The organism is Nostoc sp., from assembly GCF_036917975.1.
In the GTDB taxonomy this organism is placed as follows: domain Bacteria; phylum Cyanobacteriota; class Cyanobacteriia; order Cyanobacteriales; family Nostocaceae; genus Nostoc.
Genome location: NZ_JBALEJ010000024.1, coordinates 404,028 through 422,957, shown reverse-complemented (window position 1 = coordinate 422,957; position 18,930 = coordinate 404,028). Strand labels below are relative to the sequence as shown.

The 18,930-nt window shown below is 42.0% G+C and carries 16 protein-coding genes and 1 pseudogene; 4 read left to right on the top strand and 13 right to left on the bottom strand.

Features of this window, described 5'->3' with window-relative positions:
• Positions 1 to 154 precede the first annotated feature (154 nt).
• On the bottom strand, positions 155 to 958 hold the full coding sequence (locus V7K76_RS10345; protein WP_334776574.1) for a basic amino acid ABC transporter substrate-binding protein: 804 nt from the start codon (positions 956 to 958) through the stop codon (positions 155 to 157).
• A gap of 322 nt (positions 959 to 1,280) precedes the next feature.
• Here V7K76_RS10345 and V7K76_RS10340 point away from each other — a divergent pair, with 322 nt between their 5' ends.
• Together V7K76_RS10340 and V7K76_RS10335 are read left to right on the top strand one after the other, a co-directional pair.
• Complete coding sequence (locus V7K76_RS10340) at positions 1,281 to 1,538, top strand: hypothetical protein (protein ID WP_334776573.1); 258 nt, start codon at positions 1,281 to 1,283, stop codon at positions 1,536 to 1,538.
• A gap of 114 nt (positions 1,539 to 1,652) precedes the next feature.
• Positions 1,653 to 2,855, top strand: a complete 1,203-nt coding sequence (locus tag V7K76_RS10335) for an aminotransferase-like domain-containing protein (RefSeq protein WP_334776572.1) — start codon at positions 1,653 to 1,655, stop codon at positions 2,853 to 2,855.
• A 258-nt stretch (positions 2,856 to 3,113) separates the two neighbouring features.
• Here the strand turns inward: V7K76_RS10335 and V7K76_RS10330 are convergent, their stop codons facing one another.
• The gene (locus tag V7K76_RS10330; protein ID WP_334776571.1) at positions 3,114 to 3,947 is read right to left on the bottom strand and encodes a metallophosphoesterase; all 834 of its coding nucleotides are present in this window, start codon (positions 3,945 to 3,947) and stop codon (positions 3,114 to 3,116) included.
• A gap of 196 nt (positions 3,948 to 4,143) precedes the next feature.
• Positions 4,144 to 4,974, bottom strand: a complete 831-nt coding sequence (locus tag V7K76_RS10325; protein ID WP_334776569.1) for a metallophosphoesterase — start codon at positions 4,972 to 4,974, stop codon at positions 4,144 to 4,146.
• A 527-nt stretch (positions 4,975 to 5,501) separates the two neighbouring features.
• On the opposite strand from V7K76_RS10325, the gene V7K76_RS10320 reads away from it, so the two are divergent.
• Positions 5,502 to 6,782 carry an aspartate aminotransferase family protein gene (locus V7K76_RS10320; RefSeq protein WP_334776567.1) on the top strand — a complete coding sequence of 427 codons (1,281 nt, stop codon included), beginning with the start codon at positions 5,502 to 5,504 and terminating at the stop codon, positions 6,780 to 6,782.
• A 61-nt stretch (positions 6,783 to 6,843) separates the two neighbouring features.
• On the opposite strand, the gene V7K76_RS10315 is transcribed toward V7K76_RS10320, so the two are convergent.
• The 9 genes from V7K76_RS10315 to V7K76_RS10275 all read right to left on the bottom strand — a co-directional run bounded on the left by V7K76_RS10315 (position 6,844) and on the right by V7K76_RS10275 (position 17,352).
• Positions 6,844 to 7,449, bottom strand: coding sequence for a DUF4129 domain-containing protein (locus V7K76_RS10315; RefSeq protein ID WP_334776566.1), 606 nt, complete (start codon positions 7,447 to 7,449; stop codon positions 6,844 to 6,846).
• Between the two features lie 177 nt (positions 7,450 to 7,626).
• Positions 7,627 to 8,100: a DUF2243 domain-containing protein gene (locus V7K76_RS10310; protein WP_334776690.1), complete on the bottom strand. Its 474-nt coding sequence runs from the start codon at positions 8,098 to 8,100 to the stop codon at positions 7,627 to 7,629.
• Between the two features lie 147 nt (positions 8,101 to 8,247).
• The gene (locus V7K76_RS10305) at positions 8,248 to 8,640 is read right to left on the bottom strand and encodes a pentapeptide repeat-containing protein (RefSeq protein ID WP_334776564.1); all 393 of its coding nucleotides are present in this window, start codon (positions 8,638 to 8,640) and stop codon (positions 8,248 to 8,250) included.
• A gap of 71 nt (positions 8,641 to 8,711) precedes the next feature.
• Complete coding sequence (locus tag V7K76_RS10300) at positions 8,712 to 9,149, bottom strand: RrF2 family transcriptional regulator (RefSeq protein ID WP_334776562.1); 438 nt, start codon at positions 9,147 to 9,149, stop codon at positions 8,712 to 8,714.
• A 568-nt stretch (positions 9,150 to 9,717) separates the two neighbouring features.
• On the bottom strand, positions 9,718 to 11,310 hold the full coding sequence (locus tag V7K76_RS10295; RefSeq protein WP_334776560.1) for a serine/threonine-protein kinase: 1,593 nt from the start codon (positions 11,308 to 11,310) through the stop codon (positions 9,718 to 9,720).
• Positions 11,311 to 11,678: 368 nt separating this feature from the next.
• Entirely contained in the window at positions 11,679 to 12,545 is an 867-nt protein-coding gene (locus tag V7K76_RS10290; RefSeq protein WP_334776559.1) for a DUF4435 domain-containing protein, read from the bottom strand.
• Positions 12,542 to 13,897, bottom strand: coding sequence for an AAA family ATPase (locus tag V7K76_RS10285; RefSeq protein WP_334776557.1), 1,356 nt, complete (start codon positions 13,895 to 13,897; stop codon positions 12,542 to 12,544). The genes V7K76_RS10290 and V7K76_RS10285 overlap by 4 nt, the downstream gene beginning before the upstream one ends.
• Positions 13,898 to 14,058: 161 nt before the next feature.
• A complete protein-coding gene (locus tag V7K76_RS10280) occupies positions 14,059 to 16,335 on the bottom strand; it encodes a pentapeptide repeat-containing protein (RefSeq protein ID WP_334776556.1) in 2,277 nt (758 codons plus the stop codon).
• Positions 16,336 to 16,344: 9 nt separating this feature from the next.
• Positions 16,345 to 17,352 (bottom strand): zinc-dependent alcohol dehydrogenase family protein, encoded by a 1,008-nt coding sequence (locus V7K76_RS10275; RefSeq protein ID WP_334776555.1) that lies wholly within the window; start codon positions 17,350 to 17,352, stop codon positions 16,345 to 16,347.
• A 455-nt stretch (positions 17,353 to 17,807) separates the two neighbouring features.
• On the opposite strand from V7K76_RS10275, the gene V7K76_RS10270 reads away from it, so the two are divergent.
• Positions 17,808 to 18,284 carry a GNAT family N-acetyltransferase gene (locus V7K76_RS10270; RefSeq protein ID WP_334776554.1) on the top strand — a complete coding sequence of 159 codons (477 nt, stop codon included), beginning with the start codon at positions 17,808 to 17,810 and terminating at the stop codon, positions 18,282 to 18,284.
• Positions 18,285 to 18,345: 61 nt separating this feature from the next.
• Here the strand turns inward: V7K76_RS10270 and V7K76_RS34585 are convergent.
• Positions 18,346 to 18,441, bottom strand: a pseudogene (locus V7K76_RS34585) (IS110 family transposase); the annotation flags it as partial.
• Between the last annotated feature and the right edge of the window lie 489 nt (positions 18,442 to 18,930).

Genomic DNA, 18,930 nt, shown 5'->3' with positions numbered 1-18,930 from the left:
CTGACGCAAACGCTCCCCTCCCCTTACCAAGGGGAGGGGTTGGGGACTTTTGCAAGAGGTCTATTGAAGAGTGGAGAGTGGGAGCAGGGGAAGAAAAACTATTGATTATTGCCCAGTCCCCAATACCTAATCCCCAATACCCAATTCCCTATCGCTAAGAATCTGGCAATTGTGGAGGTTCCGCGTTAAACCATTTTTGATAAATTTGCTTATAAGTACCATTGGATAACAAAGTGGCTATACCTTTGTTAATTGCATCCAGATGGGGGGAGTCTTTAGGTGTAGCAATCCCGTAGTATTCTTCAGTGAGAAGGTCAGCAACAACTCTGATGCCTTTGAGTTTGCCATTTTTAATCGCATACAAAGTAGCGAAAGCATCGCTAACCACAGCATCTACGTTGCCATTGAGCAAGTCTTGGAAGAATTCTGGCCCAGAATTAAAAGTACTAATTTTGGCGTTGGGGATGGTTTTGGCAAAATCTGCCCCAGTGGAACCAATTTGGACAGCAATTTTTTTCCCTTTGAGACTGTTGAAGTCTTTAATATTTTGGTTGTCTTCGCGGACAGCGATCGCTAGTCCGGCTTTAAAATAAGGTCGTGAAAAAGCAATTGTTTTCAGGCGTTCAGCAGTAATCGTAATTCCGCTAATTGCGGCATCGACTCTTTTAGCTTGCAAGGCTGATATCATACCATCAAAGGGCAGACTTTCAAACTGGACTGCAAAACCAGGTACGGGCTGCGCCAAGGCTTTCATCAAATCAATATCAAAACCTTCTAAGTTCCCGCTAGCCGTCTGGATTTCAAAGGGGATAAAGGTGGGGTCTGTTGCCACCTTCAGGACTTGAACTCCTGGATTTGTAGTTGGATAAGAATTGTTACAGGCAATGAGTAGTAGCAAACAGCCTAAGCTCAGAATTAGCTGCCGCCATTTCAAGTTAATCAATTTCAGTATACTCATTAGTCATTAGTCATTAGCTTTGAACTTTTTTTAAGAGCGATCGCACTAGTACAAGAAGGCAAAACTTAAAATAAAGAATGCTTATTTTGTAAGCTTTCTGGCTATTTTAAATGGGTGGTTTATTTACGCCTGGTTGTACTAGTTCAACTTACAATAAACACATTTTTATTCTTGGGGCAAAACCTACGCAGTATTGGGACTGCTATAACAATTTTTTATGAACATATTAATATTTTAATTATTACCGAAAAATTGGGTTTAGAGCTACGTGCTTCTAGCACGGCTTTAAAGTAATGAGTAAGAAGTAATGAGTAATGAGTAGATGAAAAATGGGTATTTATTCATTACTTATTACTTGTTACTCATTACTCCAGAATCACCGTGCGTTAACGGCGGTGAGGATGTCAACTATGGTTGTTACCTGGAGGCGGTTTCAAAAATTACTTATAGTTCGGCACACAAAAATGTGGGTGTTTTTACTTTTGAAGAAGTCAAAATATTGAAAATGCCAGAAGGTTACAAACGCTCGATTCAAAAATGGTCTAAAATTTTTGCTTTTCAGATATTGATGAGATATTAGCCAAACTTTACTCAGAAAACACGGTAGCATTGTTCGGATTTAGAATAAAACTGACTATCAGTATTTCTTCGAGAAAATGCTGATTTCATCAACCTAGAAGACAACTTGCCCTCTATGGCTCCCACTACCCCTGCTTACCAAATTGCTGATTTATTCGCCGAACGAGCGAGAAAAATCGCACCACCAACTTACGGCACTGAGTTAACCAAAATTATCACTGTTAGCTTTGCCTACGGACTAGCTGACCCAATTCTCTTTCCCCATGCCGACTTGGCTGCTGCAAGTGCGGCTGTGCTGGCAGAAGAGGCTCCGATCGCTCTCAATTACGGACCACCTTCAGCCCAACTTTATGAGCAAATTATCCTCCGCTTGCAGGCTCAAGGAATCCCTGCCGATCGCGATCGCGTGATTATTGGCTACGGTTCTGGTCAGATTTTGGGTTTGCTACCAGATGTGTTTGTCGAACCTGGTGACGTGGTAATTGTGGAAGGCCCAACCTTCTTGGGAGTAGTTACTAGATTTCTCCAGGCTGGCGCACGCCTAATTACCATTCCTGTAGATGAATTAGGAATGGATGTGGACGCTTTAGAAGAAACTTTGAGCGATTTGAAAAAACAGGGCATTCGACCCCGATTTATTTACACCATCCCCACCTTTCATAATCCCACAGGCGCGACTATGCCATTATCTCGCCGCCAAAAATTGGTCGCATTAGCGGCTGAATATGGCGTGCTGGTGGTGGAAGACGATGCTTATAGCGATTTGCGCTTCCAAGGGGAAACAGTGCCCTCCCTGGCAAGCCTTGACAAGGATGGGTGGGTTTTATATGTGAGTACCTTCTCGAAAATTATTGCGCCCGGTATCCGGCTGGGTTGGGCTTGCGGCGATCCAGCAATTATTCAACGGCTGGCAATGTTCAAAAGTGAGGGGCCTGTGGGGCCATTTGTCAGCCATGTGGTTGCCCGCTACTGTGCTACAGGCAAACTAGATCATCATATTCAGGAGCTAATCGCCTGCTACAAACATAAGTGTAATTTGTTGTTAGAAGCGATCGCTCACGAGTTTCCCAGTGATGTAGTTGCTTTGCGACCAGGTGGGGGCTTTTTCGTTTGGTGTAAATTGCCGCCACATATCAGCGCCAAAGCACTTCTAGCTGCTGCCAATGAATACGGCATCAGCTTTCTGCCAGGAACTCGTTGCTATGCCAATGGCCAGGGAGATGATGCTATCAGACTAGCTTTTAGCTTTCAAACAACGGAGAAGATTGTCGAAGGAATTGCTGTTTTGGGAACAGTGTTGCGCGGATGGCGAAACTAATTTTGGATTTTAGATTTTGGATTTTGGATTGAAGATAATTCGTAACCTCGTTCCCAGCCTCAGACTGGGAATGCCTGTCTTCAAAGCAATACGGTTCAGTTAAGGCTAAAATCCTTTTTTTAACGAACCGCAAAGGACGCAAAGGAAGAGAAGGAAGAGAAGGAAGAGGCTTAACTGAACTGTATTGGCCCAAAACTTTTCAAAGATCCTCTTAGACCAATGACCAATGACCAATAACTAATGACCAATGACCAATGACTAATCACTAATTAAGGTAATTACAGTCACTTCTGGCGGACAAAATAAACGTCCTGGGCGGTAAGTTCCTAAACCACGATTGACATATAGTTGATTTTCTTCTACCTTGTGAAACCCTTGCGCCCACTCCCAATATCGCACTACTTTAGAACAGTCTCCCAGGAAAAATGTTATCCAACGCCGCAATTTTTTGGGAATTTGTTTGAGTAGCTTTTTGTAATAAAATACTAGAGGGCCAATACCCGGAATGACGATGTGACCACCGTGGGTATGACCAGATAGTTGCAAATCTACGCGCCATTGTTGCAATATCTTGGCTGTATCTGGGTTATGAGATAAAACGATGCGCGGTGTAACAGAATCTAGTTGATTCATGACTGGTGCGGGGTAAAATTCCCGTGACCAATAATCAGCTAGTCCAACGAATGGTAATTCTTTTCCTAGTGGATAGGCAATTTCATTCCAAAGCACATGCACCCCAATACTAGTTAACGCCTGTGTAACTTCCACTTTAGAGTGGCTGTAATAGATATCGTGGTTCCCAAGTACGGCGTAGATACCACAGCGACTTTGCAAATGCTTGAGTCGAAGCACCAGTTGGTGAATTGGTGCGGGATCGTCAGTTACGTAGTCACCAGTTAATACAATTAAATCTGGTTCAGCTGCGTTAGTAACTGCGATCGCTTTTTCTAACATATCTTCCGACAGTCGCAAACCATCATAGTGAAAATCTGACAACTGCACTAACGTTGTCCCTTGTAAAGATGCAGGAAGTTTTGCAATCTTAACCGTTATTTTATCTACTCTTAAATGTCCCGTAAATAACCAATGCATAAGCCAACCGATACTCCTCATACCAGCGCTTACAGCTTACCAAAAATAAAAATGTAACTTGATAAAATGCAATAATTTATGCCATCCACTCTAGATACAATTGACTCATTGATTCAAAATTATGCGATCAAACTAAGTATTATTAGCCTAGAATACCTGCTGTGATTGCTTTCTTTTATTTTGAATTTTGAATTACCTACTCATCTTGTAGGGTGATTATAGTAACTTCTGGGCGGCAAAATAAGCGTCCTGGGAGGTAAGTTCCCAAACCACGGTTGACATATAGCTGATTTTTTCCTACCCGATGAAAACCTTGCGCCCATTCCCAATGGTTGACTACAGAAACATTGACTTCCAAAAATGGCACTAGACGCCGGATTTTTCTGGGTATTTTTTTTGCAAACTTTTCGTAAAGCAACGCCGCAGGGCCAATTCCAGGAATCACGATTTGACCGCCGTGAGTATGACCAGATAATTGTAAATCGACTCGCCATGCTTGTAATATCTCCGCCGTATCTGGGTTGTGGGATAAAACAATGCAGGGTGTGTCGGGGTTTAGTTGGTTCATAACTGGTGCGGGGTAAAATTCCCGTGACCAACTATCCGCCAGTCCAACAAGTGGCAATTCTTTTCCTAGTGGATAGGCAATTTCGTTCCAAAGGACGTGAATACCAATGCTAGTGAGGGCTTTTGTAACTTCTGCTTGGGCTTGTTTGTGATATATATCGTGATTGCCAAGAATAGCATAGATACCATTGCGACTTTGCAGATGTTTGAGTCGAAGTATCAGTTGATGAATCGGTGTCGGATCGTCAGTTACATAGTCACCAGTTAATAAAATTAAATCTGGTTCAGCTTCGTTAGTAACTGCGATCGCTTTCTCTAACATATCCTCCGACAGCCGCAAACCATCGTAGTGAAAATCAGACAACTGCACTACCTTCTTACCCTGTAACAATGCAGGCAATCCTGCAATGTTAACCGTCAATTCTTCTGTACTCAACGGCCCAGATAACAACCAGTGCATAAGACGTTCAATAAACTTCAATCATAGCGCTTACAGCTTAACTAAACATTGTCGGTTTGTGTGCAGCGACCAATGCAACTTATTGAAAATTTTATGAAAGCTCTAGGTTCTAGCATATTTATAGTCACTGAGAAGCCCCTGCCCTCCACGAAGTTGCGGCGCGGGGAGGATGTCACTTCACATACAGCAGATTGCGCTCTAATCGAATACACGTAGAGACGTAGCAGTGCTACGTCTGTACAAGGTTTTGAGTTTTATATATGTACTTCATTTACCTGAAATGTGCTGTAAGCGTTAGCTTAAGGGATTTCCAAGAAATAAATTATCCAAAAAAACGAACCACAGAGACGCAGAGGGCACGGAGAGATGAAGAAGAGAGAGGATTGTTGTACGAGATTTTTGGATGTTTTTTAATTTGGAAGTCCCTAAGAAGATGTACGAGTTGTGCCAAACAAAAAGTTATTTTTAGAGATTTCTAGGAAACTAGTAAATAACTATATAATGAAAAACTTTCAGGAGGAGCGGTAGTGAGCCTACAAACTCTCGTTGACCAAGCCACCATCCCCCCAGATTCAGGGTCAGCATCTAGTCCCTTTGAGGTAGATAGCTTTAATGAAGCTGTCATGTCCACCTACGGCCGGTTTCCCTTAGCCCTAGAACGGGGTGCTGGATGCCGAGTTTGGGATACACAGGGACGAGAATATCTGGACTTTGTGGCGGGAATTGCCACTTGTACTTTAGGACATGCCCATCCAGCAATGGTAGAAGCGGTGACACGCCAAATCCAGAAGTTGCACCATGTCTCTAATTTGTACTATATTCCTGAGCAGGGTGAATTGGCAAAATGGCTTGTCAATCATTCCTGTGCCGATCGCGTATTTTTTTGCAATTCTGGGGCTGAAGCTAACGAAGCCGCAATTAAACTAGCACGAAAATATGCTCACACAGTATTAGACATTGAAAAACCAATTATTCTCACCGCCAATGCCAGTTTCCACGGGCGGACTTTAGCGACCATTACCGCTACGGGACAACCGAAGTATCAAAAGTACTTTGACCCCTTGGTTCCTGGGTTCCACTACGTAAATTACAACGATATTAACGCTTTGGAAGTGGCGATTAGTGAGTTGGATGAAGGCGATTATCGGGTAGCGGCAATTTTAATCGAGCCATTGCAGGGAGAAGGCGGTGTACGTCCAGGAGATGTTGCCTACTTCAAAAAACTCCGGCAGATTTGCGACGAAACTGGCATTTTATTGATTTTTGATGAAGTGCAAGTTGGTATGGGGCGCAGTGGCAAATTATGGGGTTACGAACATCTCGGCGTTGAACCGGATATTTTCACCAGTGCCAAAGGCTTAGGTGGCGGTATCCCTATCGGTGCAATGATGAGCAAGAAATTCTGCGATATTTTTCAACCAGGGGAACACGCTAGCACCTTTGGCGGAAATCCTTTTGTGTGTGGTGTAGCACTCGCTGTTTGCCAGACATTAGAACAGGAAAATATTTTGCAGAATGTGGAAAATAGGGGTGAACAGTTGCGAGATGGATTGAGAGCGATCTCAGCCAAATATCCTCAGCACGTTAGCGAAGTTCGGGGTTGGGGTTTAATCAACGGTTTGGAGTTGCGAGCCGACATTGACCTAACCGCAGGCGATGTCGTCAACGCTGCCATCAAAGAGGGCGTATTACTAGTACCAGCCGGGCCTAAAGTAGTCCGGTTTGTGCCACCGCTAATTGTCACAGAGGCGGAAGTAAACATTGCCTTGCAAGCTGTAGACAAAGCGATCGCGGTTCTCACCAAATAGAATTCACCAAATAGAATACTGTTTGTTTTGTGTAGAGACGTTGCATTGCAACGTCTCTTTTTCATTCTGGGGAAATTTCTCGATAAGCTTGCCGACACTGCTCATAATTGTCTGGCAAAATATCGGCATTACCAAAACATAATTGCTCGTGAGTAGTAATTAAAGTTTCATAAGGCTGTATGGGAGTCACAGCCGATCGCAGTAATTGCAGATATTCTCCATCTGTACGGCTGAGTTTGTGAGGTGCGATCGCCTTTTGATGTAACTGCTGCAACATTGCTAAATAAATACAACGGCAAGCTTCACGGTAGTTACCTTGACGGTAAAATTCTTGCGATCGCTCCAACAAAAGCGCTATGGATAATTCACCAGAGGGAGTTTTGACGCGAAAATCAATGAGATTGCCAGTTTTATTCAGCCAAGAATATATATAAGGACTGAATTCTCGCCATAATCGCCAACATACCCAAGCTATAAATAAGCCCAGTACCAGCCAAAACAGGAATTTCAGCAACTCAGCAAGCCAAGGACTAATCGACCATCCAGTAGGCAATTCTGGCAAAGCTTGCTCAAAGCGGTAAAACTGGTATTCCCACCATTCACCCACTTGTTGTTGGAATTGAGATAACTGCCAATTCCAGCTAGTTTTTTCAAAAGTTTCTGTCATAGGGGGGACTGGGGACTGGGGACTGGGGACTGGGGACTGGGGGAGATGAGGAAGCAGGGGGAGCAGGGGAGAAGCAAGGGGGCAGGGAGCAGGGAGAAGAATTTTCCCCTCCGCCCCCCGCACCCTGCCCCTCTGCCTCTTTTCAATGCCCAATGCCCAATGCCCAATTCCCAATGCCTAACGACTCTTTTTTATCATTATCCAGCCGATAACAACAAGTAGCGCACCGAATGCAAGAAATCCTAAATCCCAAGCTAACTGATTTGGGCCTGGTTTCACGTGATGGATACCGAGAATTTGGTGGTCAATTAAACCTTCAACTAAGTCGAATAACCCAGTTCCAATCACTATTGATCCAATAAAAGTCTGTGATGACCAAGGAACATCATCACGCCCTCCAGCACGCCATAGCAACACAAGTCCGACCACGGTAAATACCCAATCCAAGGTATGAAATAACCCATCCCACACGATGTTCAAATCTATATTTGCCGTGTTGGTCAGAGGTCGAATGTTACTGAGCATGTGATGCCACTGGAGGATCTGATGCAGTAAAATCCCATCAATAAACCCTCCAAGACCCACACCAAGAAAAATTCCAGCAGTAATCAGTGGTGCGCGTCGGTTGAAGGTTTCACTTTTCGCCTCCATTGTCAACCTCATAGATAGGCTTTTCTACAAAAATACAACTCCTTGAGGAGAAATATCTTCTATCTTGAGGCAAGTAAAATCATTCAATTTACGGCGTTTTTCAAGTAATTGAACTACACCATTTACTTGAAAAATGCTGTAAATTAATCAATCTTCAAATTTAATCTGCATACCCGCCTTCACTGGATCGAAATCTTGGGGAAAATGGGTGTTGCGATTATAGTCTGCTTTTTCCAGGTTCGCTCCTTTGAGAGAGGCTTGGCGGAGATTCGCTGACATCAATAATGCTCCCCGAAGATCGGCATCTTTCAAATTCGCTTGACCCAGATCGGCAAAACTCAAATCAGTTCCCCTCAAATTAGCGCTACTCAGGTTAGCTTCGCTCAAGTCAGCATAACTAAGGTCAGATCCTTTCAAGTTAATGCTTTGCAAGTCAGCATTACCTAGTTCTGCTTTACTAAAGTTCCGTTTTCCGGCTGCATAACTCTCCACAAGAGTAGCGGTACTATTGATGGGCTGCTGATAATTGACTTCAGGCATATAACAGCGTTATGGGTTATCTCGTTATTACTTTCATACTCAGGATGAAAATACTCTGATTTCATCCTTACCTAAATGTAATACATTAGTTCCTTCTGTTCTCGAATTGCTCTGCGATCGCAAAGGTCTTGGAGTGTATATTTTTCCAAAACAGAGTTAGCAGCCTCACGTGCTTCCTGCCAGACTTCCTGAATTAGCTCACCTTCTACCGTGTTGGGAGTCGGCTCAGAAGGAGAGACAACAATATCTGACCCTTCCATGCAGCTAAAAGCATCAAACACTGTAATCTTTGCAGGATCTCGTGCCAAAATATAGCCACCTTTGGCTCCGCGTATACTTTTAATCAAACCTCCACGTCTTAATGTTGCTAGAAGTTGTTCTAAATAGCGGTTCGGTATATCTTGCAATGCCGCTATTTCTCGAATTTGCAGGGCTTCACCCTTAGGGTAGCAGGTTGCTAACTCTAACAGGGCTAGAAGCGCGTATTCTGATTTATTAGAGATTACCACAGGCGTAATATTTTAAACTCATATCTAAAAATACAAAGTCTTGAAGTCTGTTTCCTTAAGCTAATACTAAGAAAACTTTACAATCAACCTATTGCCGACCGGCTAACTCTACTTTAAAGACCTTTTAGGATAGAAGCAAATACTTTTTTTTTTAAATTCAATAAATAAAAGTGATTGATTATTATATAGTCTTCCTATCTGAAAAGTGAGTTGAAAGCTTAGTGTATCTAGCCTTCAACCCAGTTTTAATCAGCGTAATTAGTTAAATAGGAGTCGGCGCGGTGCTGGACTTACCCATTGGTGTCAACTTAAGCTGGAAATAGCTTATCTGTTGGCTTCCATGCCCGCCAGGGATTAACAATTCAAAATTCAAAATGACGCTCGTAGACTCGCTAACGCTGCGCTAACAAAATTCAAAATTAAAGAAATTTCAGACTATCTTCAGATGACTTTAGCTATAAGACGGGAATTGAAATTCCCGTCGGACAAGCGGTTTCACGTTAAGTTGACACTAATGGGACTTACCGCGCTACTTCACCAAAATCCAAAATTTAAAATCTAACATTGACTAATTATTGTCATCTTGTGGCTTTTCCTGGAACTTATGAACATTCTGGGGTTGACTATTAGTCGGAGAATTTTGTTTTTCTAATGTTGGTACTACTACAGCAGAAGGATCTGATTGTTTTGATTCCGTTGATGGTGCTGTTGGTATAACCACAGGGTTTGACGGACTCACCTGTTGAGGGGAGGCAGAATTTTGACTAGGAGTGGGTAAGTTATTTTGTGGTAGTGGTGCGGGGGAAGCCTTTCGAGATGAGCGGATTGCCCTTAGTTTCTCTACTAGGGAGGGTGTAGGGGAAACACTAGGCGAAGGTTCAAAATTGCCGCGTTGTGATTCTGCTGTAGGGTTGGGGCTGGAAGATTCTTCTGGGGAAGAACGACGATTGCGACGGCGCGACTTGGAATTAGAGACGGGTGCTGATTGGGTTCTCTCTTCACCCGGCGGTGAGGATGTACTATCGAAGTTAGGTACTTTTGCACCTGGTTCTGGAGTTGGCTGTTCAAAAAGGGGCTTTGTGGTTGGCTGCTGCTGAGATTTGGGTAATATACTCGTGATTCCAAAACCTGCTGTAGCAGCAACTAGAGCTACACTTATACCAATCAATACCTGAGATGATCTCAGCTTTTTAGCCAGTACAGCTTCCTTGCCCATGCCTGGGTTGCCCAAGGCTGATGGTCTATGAAGAGAATTTTGGGCAGTTTTCCCAATTATAGTTGCTGCCTGCTGGGCAGATAAATTGACAGTTGGCACTGCGTAAGTGGGTAGGACTTGCGGTGTCAGATTCATTCCATTTCTAGGTAGCAATTGCAGCCACTCGGCAACTGTTGCTGGTCGAAAACGAGACTCCACCGCCATACCGCGCATTACTGCCTGGTTGACAGCAGCACTCAAGTGTGGTTGTAATTCGCGGGGGGAAGGCATTTGCTCGCGATCGCGTAATAATGCTGGCATGGGAACTTGGGCTGTCAATAGTGCATACAAGGTTGCTGCTAAACCATAAACATCGGTAGCGGGTGTGCGTGGCGCTTGTGTCAAGTACTGCTCAATGGGAGAATAACCTTCAGAAACCAAACCTGTATGAGTCTGCCTGACACCACCATTAAATTCTCTGGCAATGCCAAAATCAATTAGTACTACTTCCTGGGTTCCAAGGCGTTGGATAATGTTATCTGGTTTGACATCTCGGTGTAACAAACCGTTATTGTGTACTACCTGCAACGCTGCCCCAATTTGCTGGATGTAATGAATTGCTATTGCTTCTGGCAAAGTTATCCCTGGTAATACAAATGCGTCTCCCAAGGTTTCGCCAGGAATGTATTCCATCACCATGTACGGCAGTCCAGCTTCCACAAAAAAGTCACTAACTCGGACTATATTTGGGTGGATACACGTAGCTAATCGTCTGGCTTCATCCTGGAATTGTTTCTCGAATTTGGCAAAATCAGGATGTTGTCGCAGCCGTTCATTGATGGTTTTCATCACCACTTCCTGATCCAAGTAGTGATGCGTAGCTTTAAACGTAATGCCAAAGCCACCACGCCCTATTTCTTGAATTAGGGTGTATTTTCCATCCTGCAAAATTGTGCCTGCTAACATAAAGAGTTCTGAGTCCTGAGTGAGCAGATAAGTAGCGATTCCTGAGTCTTGAGGAATTTCCCAAAAATTTTCCCATATTTTTACAAGGCAGGGTTCTTGCCTGTCTATTTTACGGGATGATTTAGTTGTTGAAATTCCGGAAGTGAGAAAGACCTCCCCACGATCACAACAGTTTTATCTTTCTCAGATGATAACGCGGGAGTGCGGCAAGCCTAAAGCAGAAGACGGGTTAAGACTAGTTTTTAGGGATAGCGATCGCATTAATTTAACTTTATAGTGCGATCACCTGATTTTCTACCAACGCCAACACTCTTCAATTAATAATGTGTCAAAAATAACAATACTATACATGGATTAAGAATTTGGTATTATGGATTATTCTGCAAAACCCTAAATGGCTGGTTATTAATTTCCCATGTACGAATGTCCAAGTAGAGTTGTGTCTGGCGAAAGTAGATTTCTTCATAAGCAAGCCGCAAACTACGCTCAAGACTGTTCGGTTCAACATCAGTAGCTTTGTTAGAGCCAAGCACTTTGCGTAAACCAATGGACAGAATTTCCACCAAATCATGACCACAACACATTTGCCAAGGATCGTAGTTATTGCTTTTTTGACTCTTTAGCTGTTTTTGTAAATCTTCATCTCTCAAAGAGTAAGCTTGGGATTTATTCTTAACTTCCTGAATCAGCTTGAGTTCATCAATTTGTAGAGTTTGCTCATCAATGAACTTGCTAAATTTAATGCCATCAAAGGTTAAATTTAATCCTTCACATTTAGAAACCCAAAGCAAATAACCTACTGATATCCCATTTTCAAGTAATACTAATCTTATATCTGGATTAAACTGGGCAATTTTCTCTTCAGAACCAAACTCAGCGACTACTTTGTTAAATGCTGGTGAGTTAATCAGTATAGTTTCAAGATCATGGCTATCGGTGCGGAGTAGATTAGGACTGGTGTACAACAAAGTTTCAAGGCGATCAAAATCTGCATCAACAATTGCTAAAACTCCCTGAAAATTTGATTGTTCCAAAATTTTTAAAATGTCAATAGCACGCTGTTTACTAGAGGGTTTTCCTGATGTTTCGACTAATTCACAAACTAATTGATCAACAAATCGCTGATAGAAAGTTTTATCAGAACTTCCTTCCACTAATAAAAAAGTTCCAGTATACGTGCTTCGTCGTAATCGTATTTGGTTAGCAACACGGTCAACTGTCAGAAAATCTCTCACTTTTGTGGCCCTTTCAGTTCAACCGTCAAATCCCAGCGATCTTGAATAATATCTGGTGAATGAGTAGCCATTAGTATATTTAAATCTGCAAGCTTTGTAATGTCTTGCAAGTCCTTTAAAAATTGAACCTGCCATCCTACGTGTAGAGATAATTCAGGCTCATCAATTAAAACTAAAGAATTAGGTTGAACTTTAAATAGTAACTCATATAGGAGAACTAACTCATGTTGCTCACCAGATGATAAATCTATTGGTGAAAGAGCTTTTGAATCAGATAATGATGACTTATAAAGTGTAGTGAAAACAAATCCCTTGTCTTTACTAAAGTTTATCTCTTTATAGGAATAGGCAAACTTATTATTAATAATTTTCCTTAATAAATCGATCTTCCTTGCTATTTCAGCAAAAACACTCAGCTTCTTTTCCACATCTTCAACATATACCGACAAAGCATTTTTGGTGCTTTCCTCTATATCTTGAGGCTGAATTTGAAATTCTGCATCTTCATCTTTATCTAAAAGACCTACTTCTATGAGACGAGAGCGAGTTGCTTCAAGTTCGTTTAGATCATTACGAAGTTGTTGATTCGTCAAATCTGCGGATAGCTGTTGCTTCACCACCCTAACTGGAAAAGTTCTGTCAAGAGATTGAGATACTGTACCGTATTCCTTAAATTTATCTTGCATGATCTGAGCAAGTTCATCAGAATAAGCAGACACAGTAGACAACATTGAAGGTGTTCCACGATACATTCTGGAAGAACGTTTAGGTACAAAATTCAGCAAACGTTGTGATTCAATGAGGCGAATATGAATATTTTTCTTCAATTCTTCTAGCCATTCAACCTCTTCTTGTTGTCTTAAGTCTAAGGGTAATAAATTCTCAAAGCGCTCTACAATTTCTTCTAAAGAAAGAGTTTCTCCAGTAGGATTATACAGCCATTTTCGAGGAGCTATTCGTTCTAGTCCTGGTATCACATCATCCAAAATCCCAAGCCGAAAGTCTATGTCAGAGCGAATATTTATTGGCTTTAGAGAAAAAGAAGCTGGCTCTGAATCAGGCTGATAAAATTTGAAAACAATATCATTCTTTTCCAACTCTTCTGCATTCTCGGCATTTTTTATTATTTCAACACTACTATTATTATCAACTTCAACTCGGAAATTTCTAAATGGGATAGTTCTCAACTCTGAGTATCGGGAGTTAAAAAGACTATTCAAAATTCTTAACATCGCTGTTTTGCCAAAACCATTTGGCCCATGAATAATGGTGATTCGTTCATCCATGTTCAATGGAATCACATGGTCAAAAATTCCAAATAAGCCACTGACAGAAATTTGCTTAATTCGCATAATCTTTTAGTCCTATAGGCATTGGCTTTATGACTTTGATTGTAACTTCTATCTTTCTCTGGAAAGTACACAAGATACAAAGTTTTGATTGTCGAGCGCCCCAGTATACTTAGTTATATCAGTCAATGTTTAGACACCAATTGATTGAATTACGTAGTCACCTACTTCAGATAAATCAACAAATTCAGCCCCGGAATTGTACGCGAAAGTGTCCACAAAACCAACGTGATGTAAATTACACCCAAACTCCATTGATACCAAGCAAGTGCAGAGATGATACCTGGTAAGTGTTCGTCTCGCAAACGAATGTCATTAAATCCTAATTTAACTAGGTTGTTGAGGCTAAAATCATAGTAGTTGAGCCAATTCCAACGGCGATCGCACAATAAGGGCATATATCGTTCCCGAAATGTCTGATTCCTTGGTATCACTGGCAAACGCCCAATCAATAATCTTAACTGGCGAAATGTGCCGTCTTCTGTGAAGTAAGAAACATTCATTAAATTATGATAGCGACCTTGTTGGTAAAGTCGAATCAATAAAGCCATTGGTACGGGGACAATAATTATAAAAAGACACCCTAATGTCAGCCAAGGTTGTGCAGCATTGCGAAAGATCGCTAGTAAGCTGAAGAATTCTAAAACGCTAAAACTGACTAATATCGAAATGGTTTCGTAGGATGTGGGAATAATTGGTACGGGATGCAGCCGACGATAGCGATCTACTAGCCAAAATAGTAAGCCGAAATAAGCGATCGCTAATCCTCCCACGCCAAAGACTAACCAAAAATTCGTCCCATAGCCACTCAATAGCAGCAGTACACTCAACGCTAACCAACTCCAAGCTAGGAGTAGCCACCCACCGATAGAAAGGGTTTCGCCAACAATTAAGCGATCGCTCAGTTGGGTATATTTTTCTAAATCGATGTCTGCTATGGTGAGTAACTCACTACTATTACGAAAGGATTTTAGGAGACGACGGTGGGCGATCGCTTGGGCTTGAGGTGCAGAAAAACCTAATTTAATCAAATTTGTGACACTTGCACTATTAATATTTGTAGCCGTCAGACGACGACCAAACTCTATTAATCGCAGTCGTTGTTTGGTATATTCCAGTTCATTAGCATCGGCAACTTGCTGTTGCTGACGGAAGTTTTGCCCCAAATTTCGTAAAATATTTTGATTACCTTGTAATGTAGGGATGCAGAACATCTTACCAATCTCACCGGGATTACCTAAAATTTTTGCTTGGTTGGAATTAAAAGTTAAACCAGATACACTTAAACAAGCTTCTGTACCAAACCTCGCATCACTAAAATCTGCTTGGTTAAGAATGTTCGCACCTTGCAGATTTACCAATTGGTTAAACTCCGCTTCTCGGAAGCTGACAGCTTGCTCAAAAGTCGCTTCTGTTAAAAAGAGAAACTGATTAAAATCCGCTTTAGTAAACTGGATTTGATTGGCAAAATCCACATCAGAAAAATCAGCATTTCCTTGCCACTGCACACTGTTGAATTTAGCCGACTGTTTAAAAATTGCTTGGTTGAAGTTGGCAATTTTTTCAAAGATACTACCTTGAAAATCAGCGAATTCCTGAAATTTTATTTTTTTGAAATTAGCTTTTTCAAAAAAAATACTGCCCTGAAAATTGCTTGGTTGCTTGAAGTTAGCACTAGTGAAACTAACGGGACGAGCAAATCTACTTTCAGTCCAATTAGTGGGTTGGAGAAAAGTTGCACCTTGGGCATCCACAGACTGAAGAAAAAATGTATTAGAGAACTTCACTTCCCCATTGAAGCGAGTTTGCACCAGTGTTAAGACACCACGAAAGACAGTGATTTCACTGGCGGGGGTTGACTCTGTTCCTAAGAGCGATCGACAATCTTTAGAGTTGGGTAAAGCGTAGGCGTAGCCCGTCGTAGACATCGCAAGTGACTCTAGACAAACAAAGCGCAAACGTTCTAGTTCTTTTTGTTCAGTAGCAGTGAAAATGGGAGCAATGGCTTTTGCATACAATGGTGTTCTTAAACCCAAATCGCTGCCCACAAAATCCCCTAAAATCAAAGTATAAGTGAGGTCTAAACCCAGAGGTTTTGCACCTAGTTCTTTTCGCAGCAATTGGTAAAAAGCATCACGAAAGCTAGCGTTTTCTGGGCGCAAATCAATCACCATCTTCTGCAAATCTATAGTTAGATTGCCTTCACGGAGTGTCGGAGTACGCAGTCGTTCTTGTAATAATTCCAGAGTTAAGGGTGTGCGTTCTGGTTGTGCTGCCCAAACAGGTAGGGGGAGGAAGAGGAGAAGAGTTAAAACGCAGAGGAACGCATTCGCAAAGCGTCTCGCAGAGAAGTAAAGCGCAGAGGTACGCAGAGAAACCTCTCTGTGTACCTTTGCGTTTAACCTCTGCGTGCCTCTGCGTTGAAAAAATAAATTATGCAAATTGTTCGATCATTCATTGCTAATTAGCAGAACAATTTTACCCGCCACAGACCCACTTTCAATCAGTTGGTGCGCTTTAGCCGCTTCTTTTAAAGGAAACTTGTGACTAACATGGATTTTTAACTTGCCTTCATCAATCCAAGTGGCAGATTGTTCGAGAATTTCTGCATGATGCTGGAGACTCTCTTCTAATCCTAGTAATGCTGGTGTCAACATTAATTCTAAACCAATGCGGAGATTGCGTAGTCTAGCAGTTTTCCAAATAGTATTGGCATCTGGTTCGAGAATCGTCACAATATCGCCATAGACTCGCACTGCGGGGAAAGTTTTGTGAAAGGTTTCACCGCCTACGGTATCAAAAGCCAAGTCTACACCTTCGCCACCAGTCCAATCTAATACCGCTTGCACAAAGTCGGTTTTTTTGTAAAAAATTACATGATCCGCACCAAGTTCTTTGACGAAATTAGCCTTTTCCTCAGAACCCACTGTAGTGGAAACAGTAGCACCTTTGAGTTTCGCTAATTGAATTGCTACATGACCGACACCACCAGCACCCGCATGAATCAAAACCCGTTCCCCAGGTGATAAGCGTCCCCGTTCGTATAAAGCTTCCCAGGCAGTGATTAACACTAAAGGCGCTGCTGCTGCTTCGGCAAAGGAGATAGACGCGGGTTTACGTGCGACAAAGCGCTCATCCAGAACGGTATATTCAGCGTAATTGCCTTGGTGTGCGCCTAAGCCACCATAGCAAAAATATACCTCGTCGCCTGGGCGAAAACGCTGAACGCCAGCACCCACTGCCTCGACAATACCCGCACCATCACATCCTAAAATTGTCGGCGTGCGATCGGGGTAGAAAGTACCTCGACTACGAAGTTTAGTGTCAATGGGGTTAATGCCAGCCGCTACTAAACGCACTAAAAGTTCAGTATTCCCGACAGGAACAGCAGGGTTTGGTACATCCTGTATTTGCAGAACTTCGGGACTGCCTGCTGCTGTCATCAAGACTGCTTTCACAACTCTTTCCTCCTGCCTTTAGATGCACGTTCTTATGCAACTTTAGCGTAATAGGGTAGATACAGAGCTATGTTTGAGGGAAAACAGCGATCGCCGATAGGGTAGCGGTAGCAAGTCCGCAAGCGTCATAGCCCATCGTAGACATCGCATTGAGGTTATAATAAATTTACATTTAATAATTGAATAAAGCTGAGATTTGCTTTTGAATGGAGCGATAATTCTTTAGAAGGGGTGGAAATATGCGATCGCACCCTCATCCCTGATCTCACAACGTCATGTATGAATACAAGCTCTTAAAAAGGAAAAAACCGCCAAACTTGGTGTTTAACGGTTTTTAGTGTGGTGTGAGGAGTTTAACTATATATCATGATAAATTAGCTGCCCAAAAACAATGTACTCGTAACAATTTTGGTAACAGACTTTTTTGGCGATGACACTCTCAAGTCTAAAGTGTGATGAAATTACGACTTGCTAACCCAAAGGATATTGACTTTATCCTCACTCAAGAAGCTAGGGATGAGTTCAAAAACCTGATTCTATCCTGGAGTCGAGACGAACACAGCAGACACTTGCACTCCGCTGACAAGGGTTACTTCATGATTGAAAATAGTTTAGAAAAAACCAGTGGCTACGCTATCTTATCTGGCTTCAAATCACTAAACCGTAGTATTGAATTAACTCGAATCGTCATTGCTGAACCAGGGCTAGGATACGGCAAGCGTGCGTTGCATCTCGTTATCAAAAAAGTTTTTGAAGAGTATAAAGCTCATCGTTTTTGCTTGGATGTCTTTGAGCATAACCAACGTGCCAGACATGTTTATCAGTCAGTTGGCTTTCACGAGGAAGGAGTCTTGCGAGAAGCTATAAAGCAAGGAGATAAGTATTGCTCCTTAGTAGTTATGTCTATACTTGAGAATGAATACTTCCAATAAATGTTCATGTCATTTAGGGTTTCAACAACTAGCTTGTGCTTAAGCTGAAAACAAGTTGACTTTCTTGATTGATTTGTTTGAGACGTTGTTCCAGGTAATCAAGATGTGCCTCAATATCAGCTAATGCTTTACCACAGGCACGGGCACGCCGATTTTCGTTGAGAAATATTTTCCATTTTTTTATTCTCAACTACTTTGTTAAGAAATGTTTAAGAAGTAAAAAGGTAATCCCCATAAATAAATTAAGGGGATTTGATAAAGACGTATTATTTCTCTCTACGAGGCGCAATCATGAGAACGCGCTAGGCCACGACGCTCGATGACTCGCTAACGCTGCGCTATCGTTATAAATGTTTTTATTTCATTCCATAAATAAATTTAGTTGCTCTCAAACCATTTTTCTTTTTCTTTATGAGTGCCTTTTAACTTTTTACTTTTGCCCTGTTCGGTGATATACCTCAGTTATCCTAAATGACACCAAGTTGCCCTAGATAGTATTATTTGTTCTGAAGAAAATCCGGCAGTCTCTTTGACATCAAACAAGACTAACTTTGACAACTTAGTATCACACTAAATTGGTATAAATAGTATTGTTTGAGATTTCGGTAACAGCCATTTGGTAGAAACTTTTAATCCAAAATCCAAA

Excerpts from the sequence above, each read along its gene's own strand:
- V7K76_RS10345 (WP_334776574.1), bottom strand. The coding sequence starts at position 958 with ATGAGTATACTGAAATTGATTAACTTGAAATGGCGGCAGCTAATTCTG.
- V7K76_RS10340 (WP_334776573.1), top strand. The coding sequence starts at position 1,281 with ATGAAAAATGGGTATTTATTCATTACTTATTACTTGTTACTCATTACT.
- V7K76_RS10335 (WP_334776572.1), top strand. The coding sequence starts at position 1,653 with ATGGCTCCCACTACCCCTGCTTACCAAATTGCTGATTTATTCGCCGAA.
- V7K76_RS10330 (WP_334776571.1), bottom strand. The coding sequence starts at position 3,947 with ATGCATTGGTTATTTACGGGACATTTAAGAGTAGATAAAATAACGGTT.
- V7K76_RS10325 (WP_334776569.1), bottom strand. The coding sequence starts at position 4,974 with ATGCACTGGTTGTTATCTGGGCCGTTGAGTACAGAAGAATTGACGGTT.
- V7K76_RS10315 (WP_334776566.1), bottom strand. The coding sequence starts at position 7,449 with ATGACAGAAACTTTTGAAAAAACTAGCTGGAATTGGCAGTTATCTCAA.
- V7K76_RS10310 (WP_334776690.1), bottom strand. The coding sequence starts at position 8,100 with ATGGAGGCGAAAAGTGAAACCTTCAACCGACGCGCACCACTGATTACT.
- V7K76_RS10305 (WP_334776564.1), bottom strand. The coding sequence starts at position 8,640 with ATGCCTGAAGTCAATTATCAGCAGCCCATCAATAGTACCGCTACTCTT.
- V7K76_RS10295 (WP_334776560.1), bottom strand. The coding sequence starts at position 11,310 with ATGTTAGCAGGCACAATTTTGCAGGATGGAAAATACACCCTAATTCAA.
- V7K76_RS10285 (WP_334776557.1), bottom strand. The coding sequence starts at position 13,897 with ATGCGAATTAAGCAAATTTCTGTCAGTGGCTTATTTGGAATTTTTGAC.
- V7K76_RS10270 (WP_334776554.1), top strand. The coding sequence starts at position 17,808 with ATGAAATTACGACTTGCTAACCCAAAGGATATTGACTTTATCCTCACT.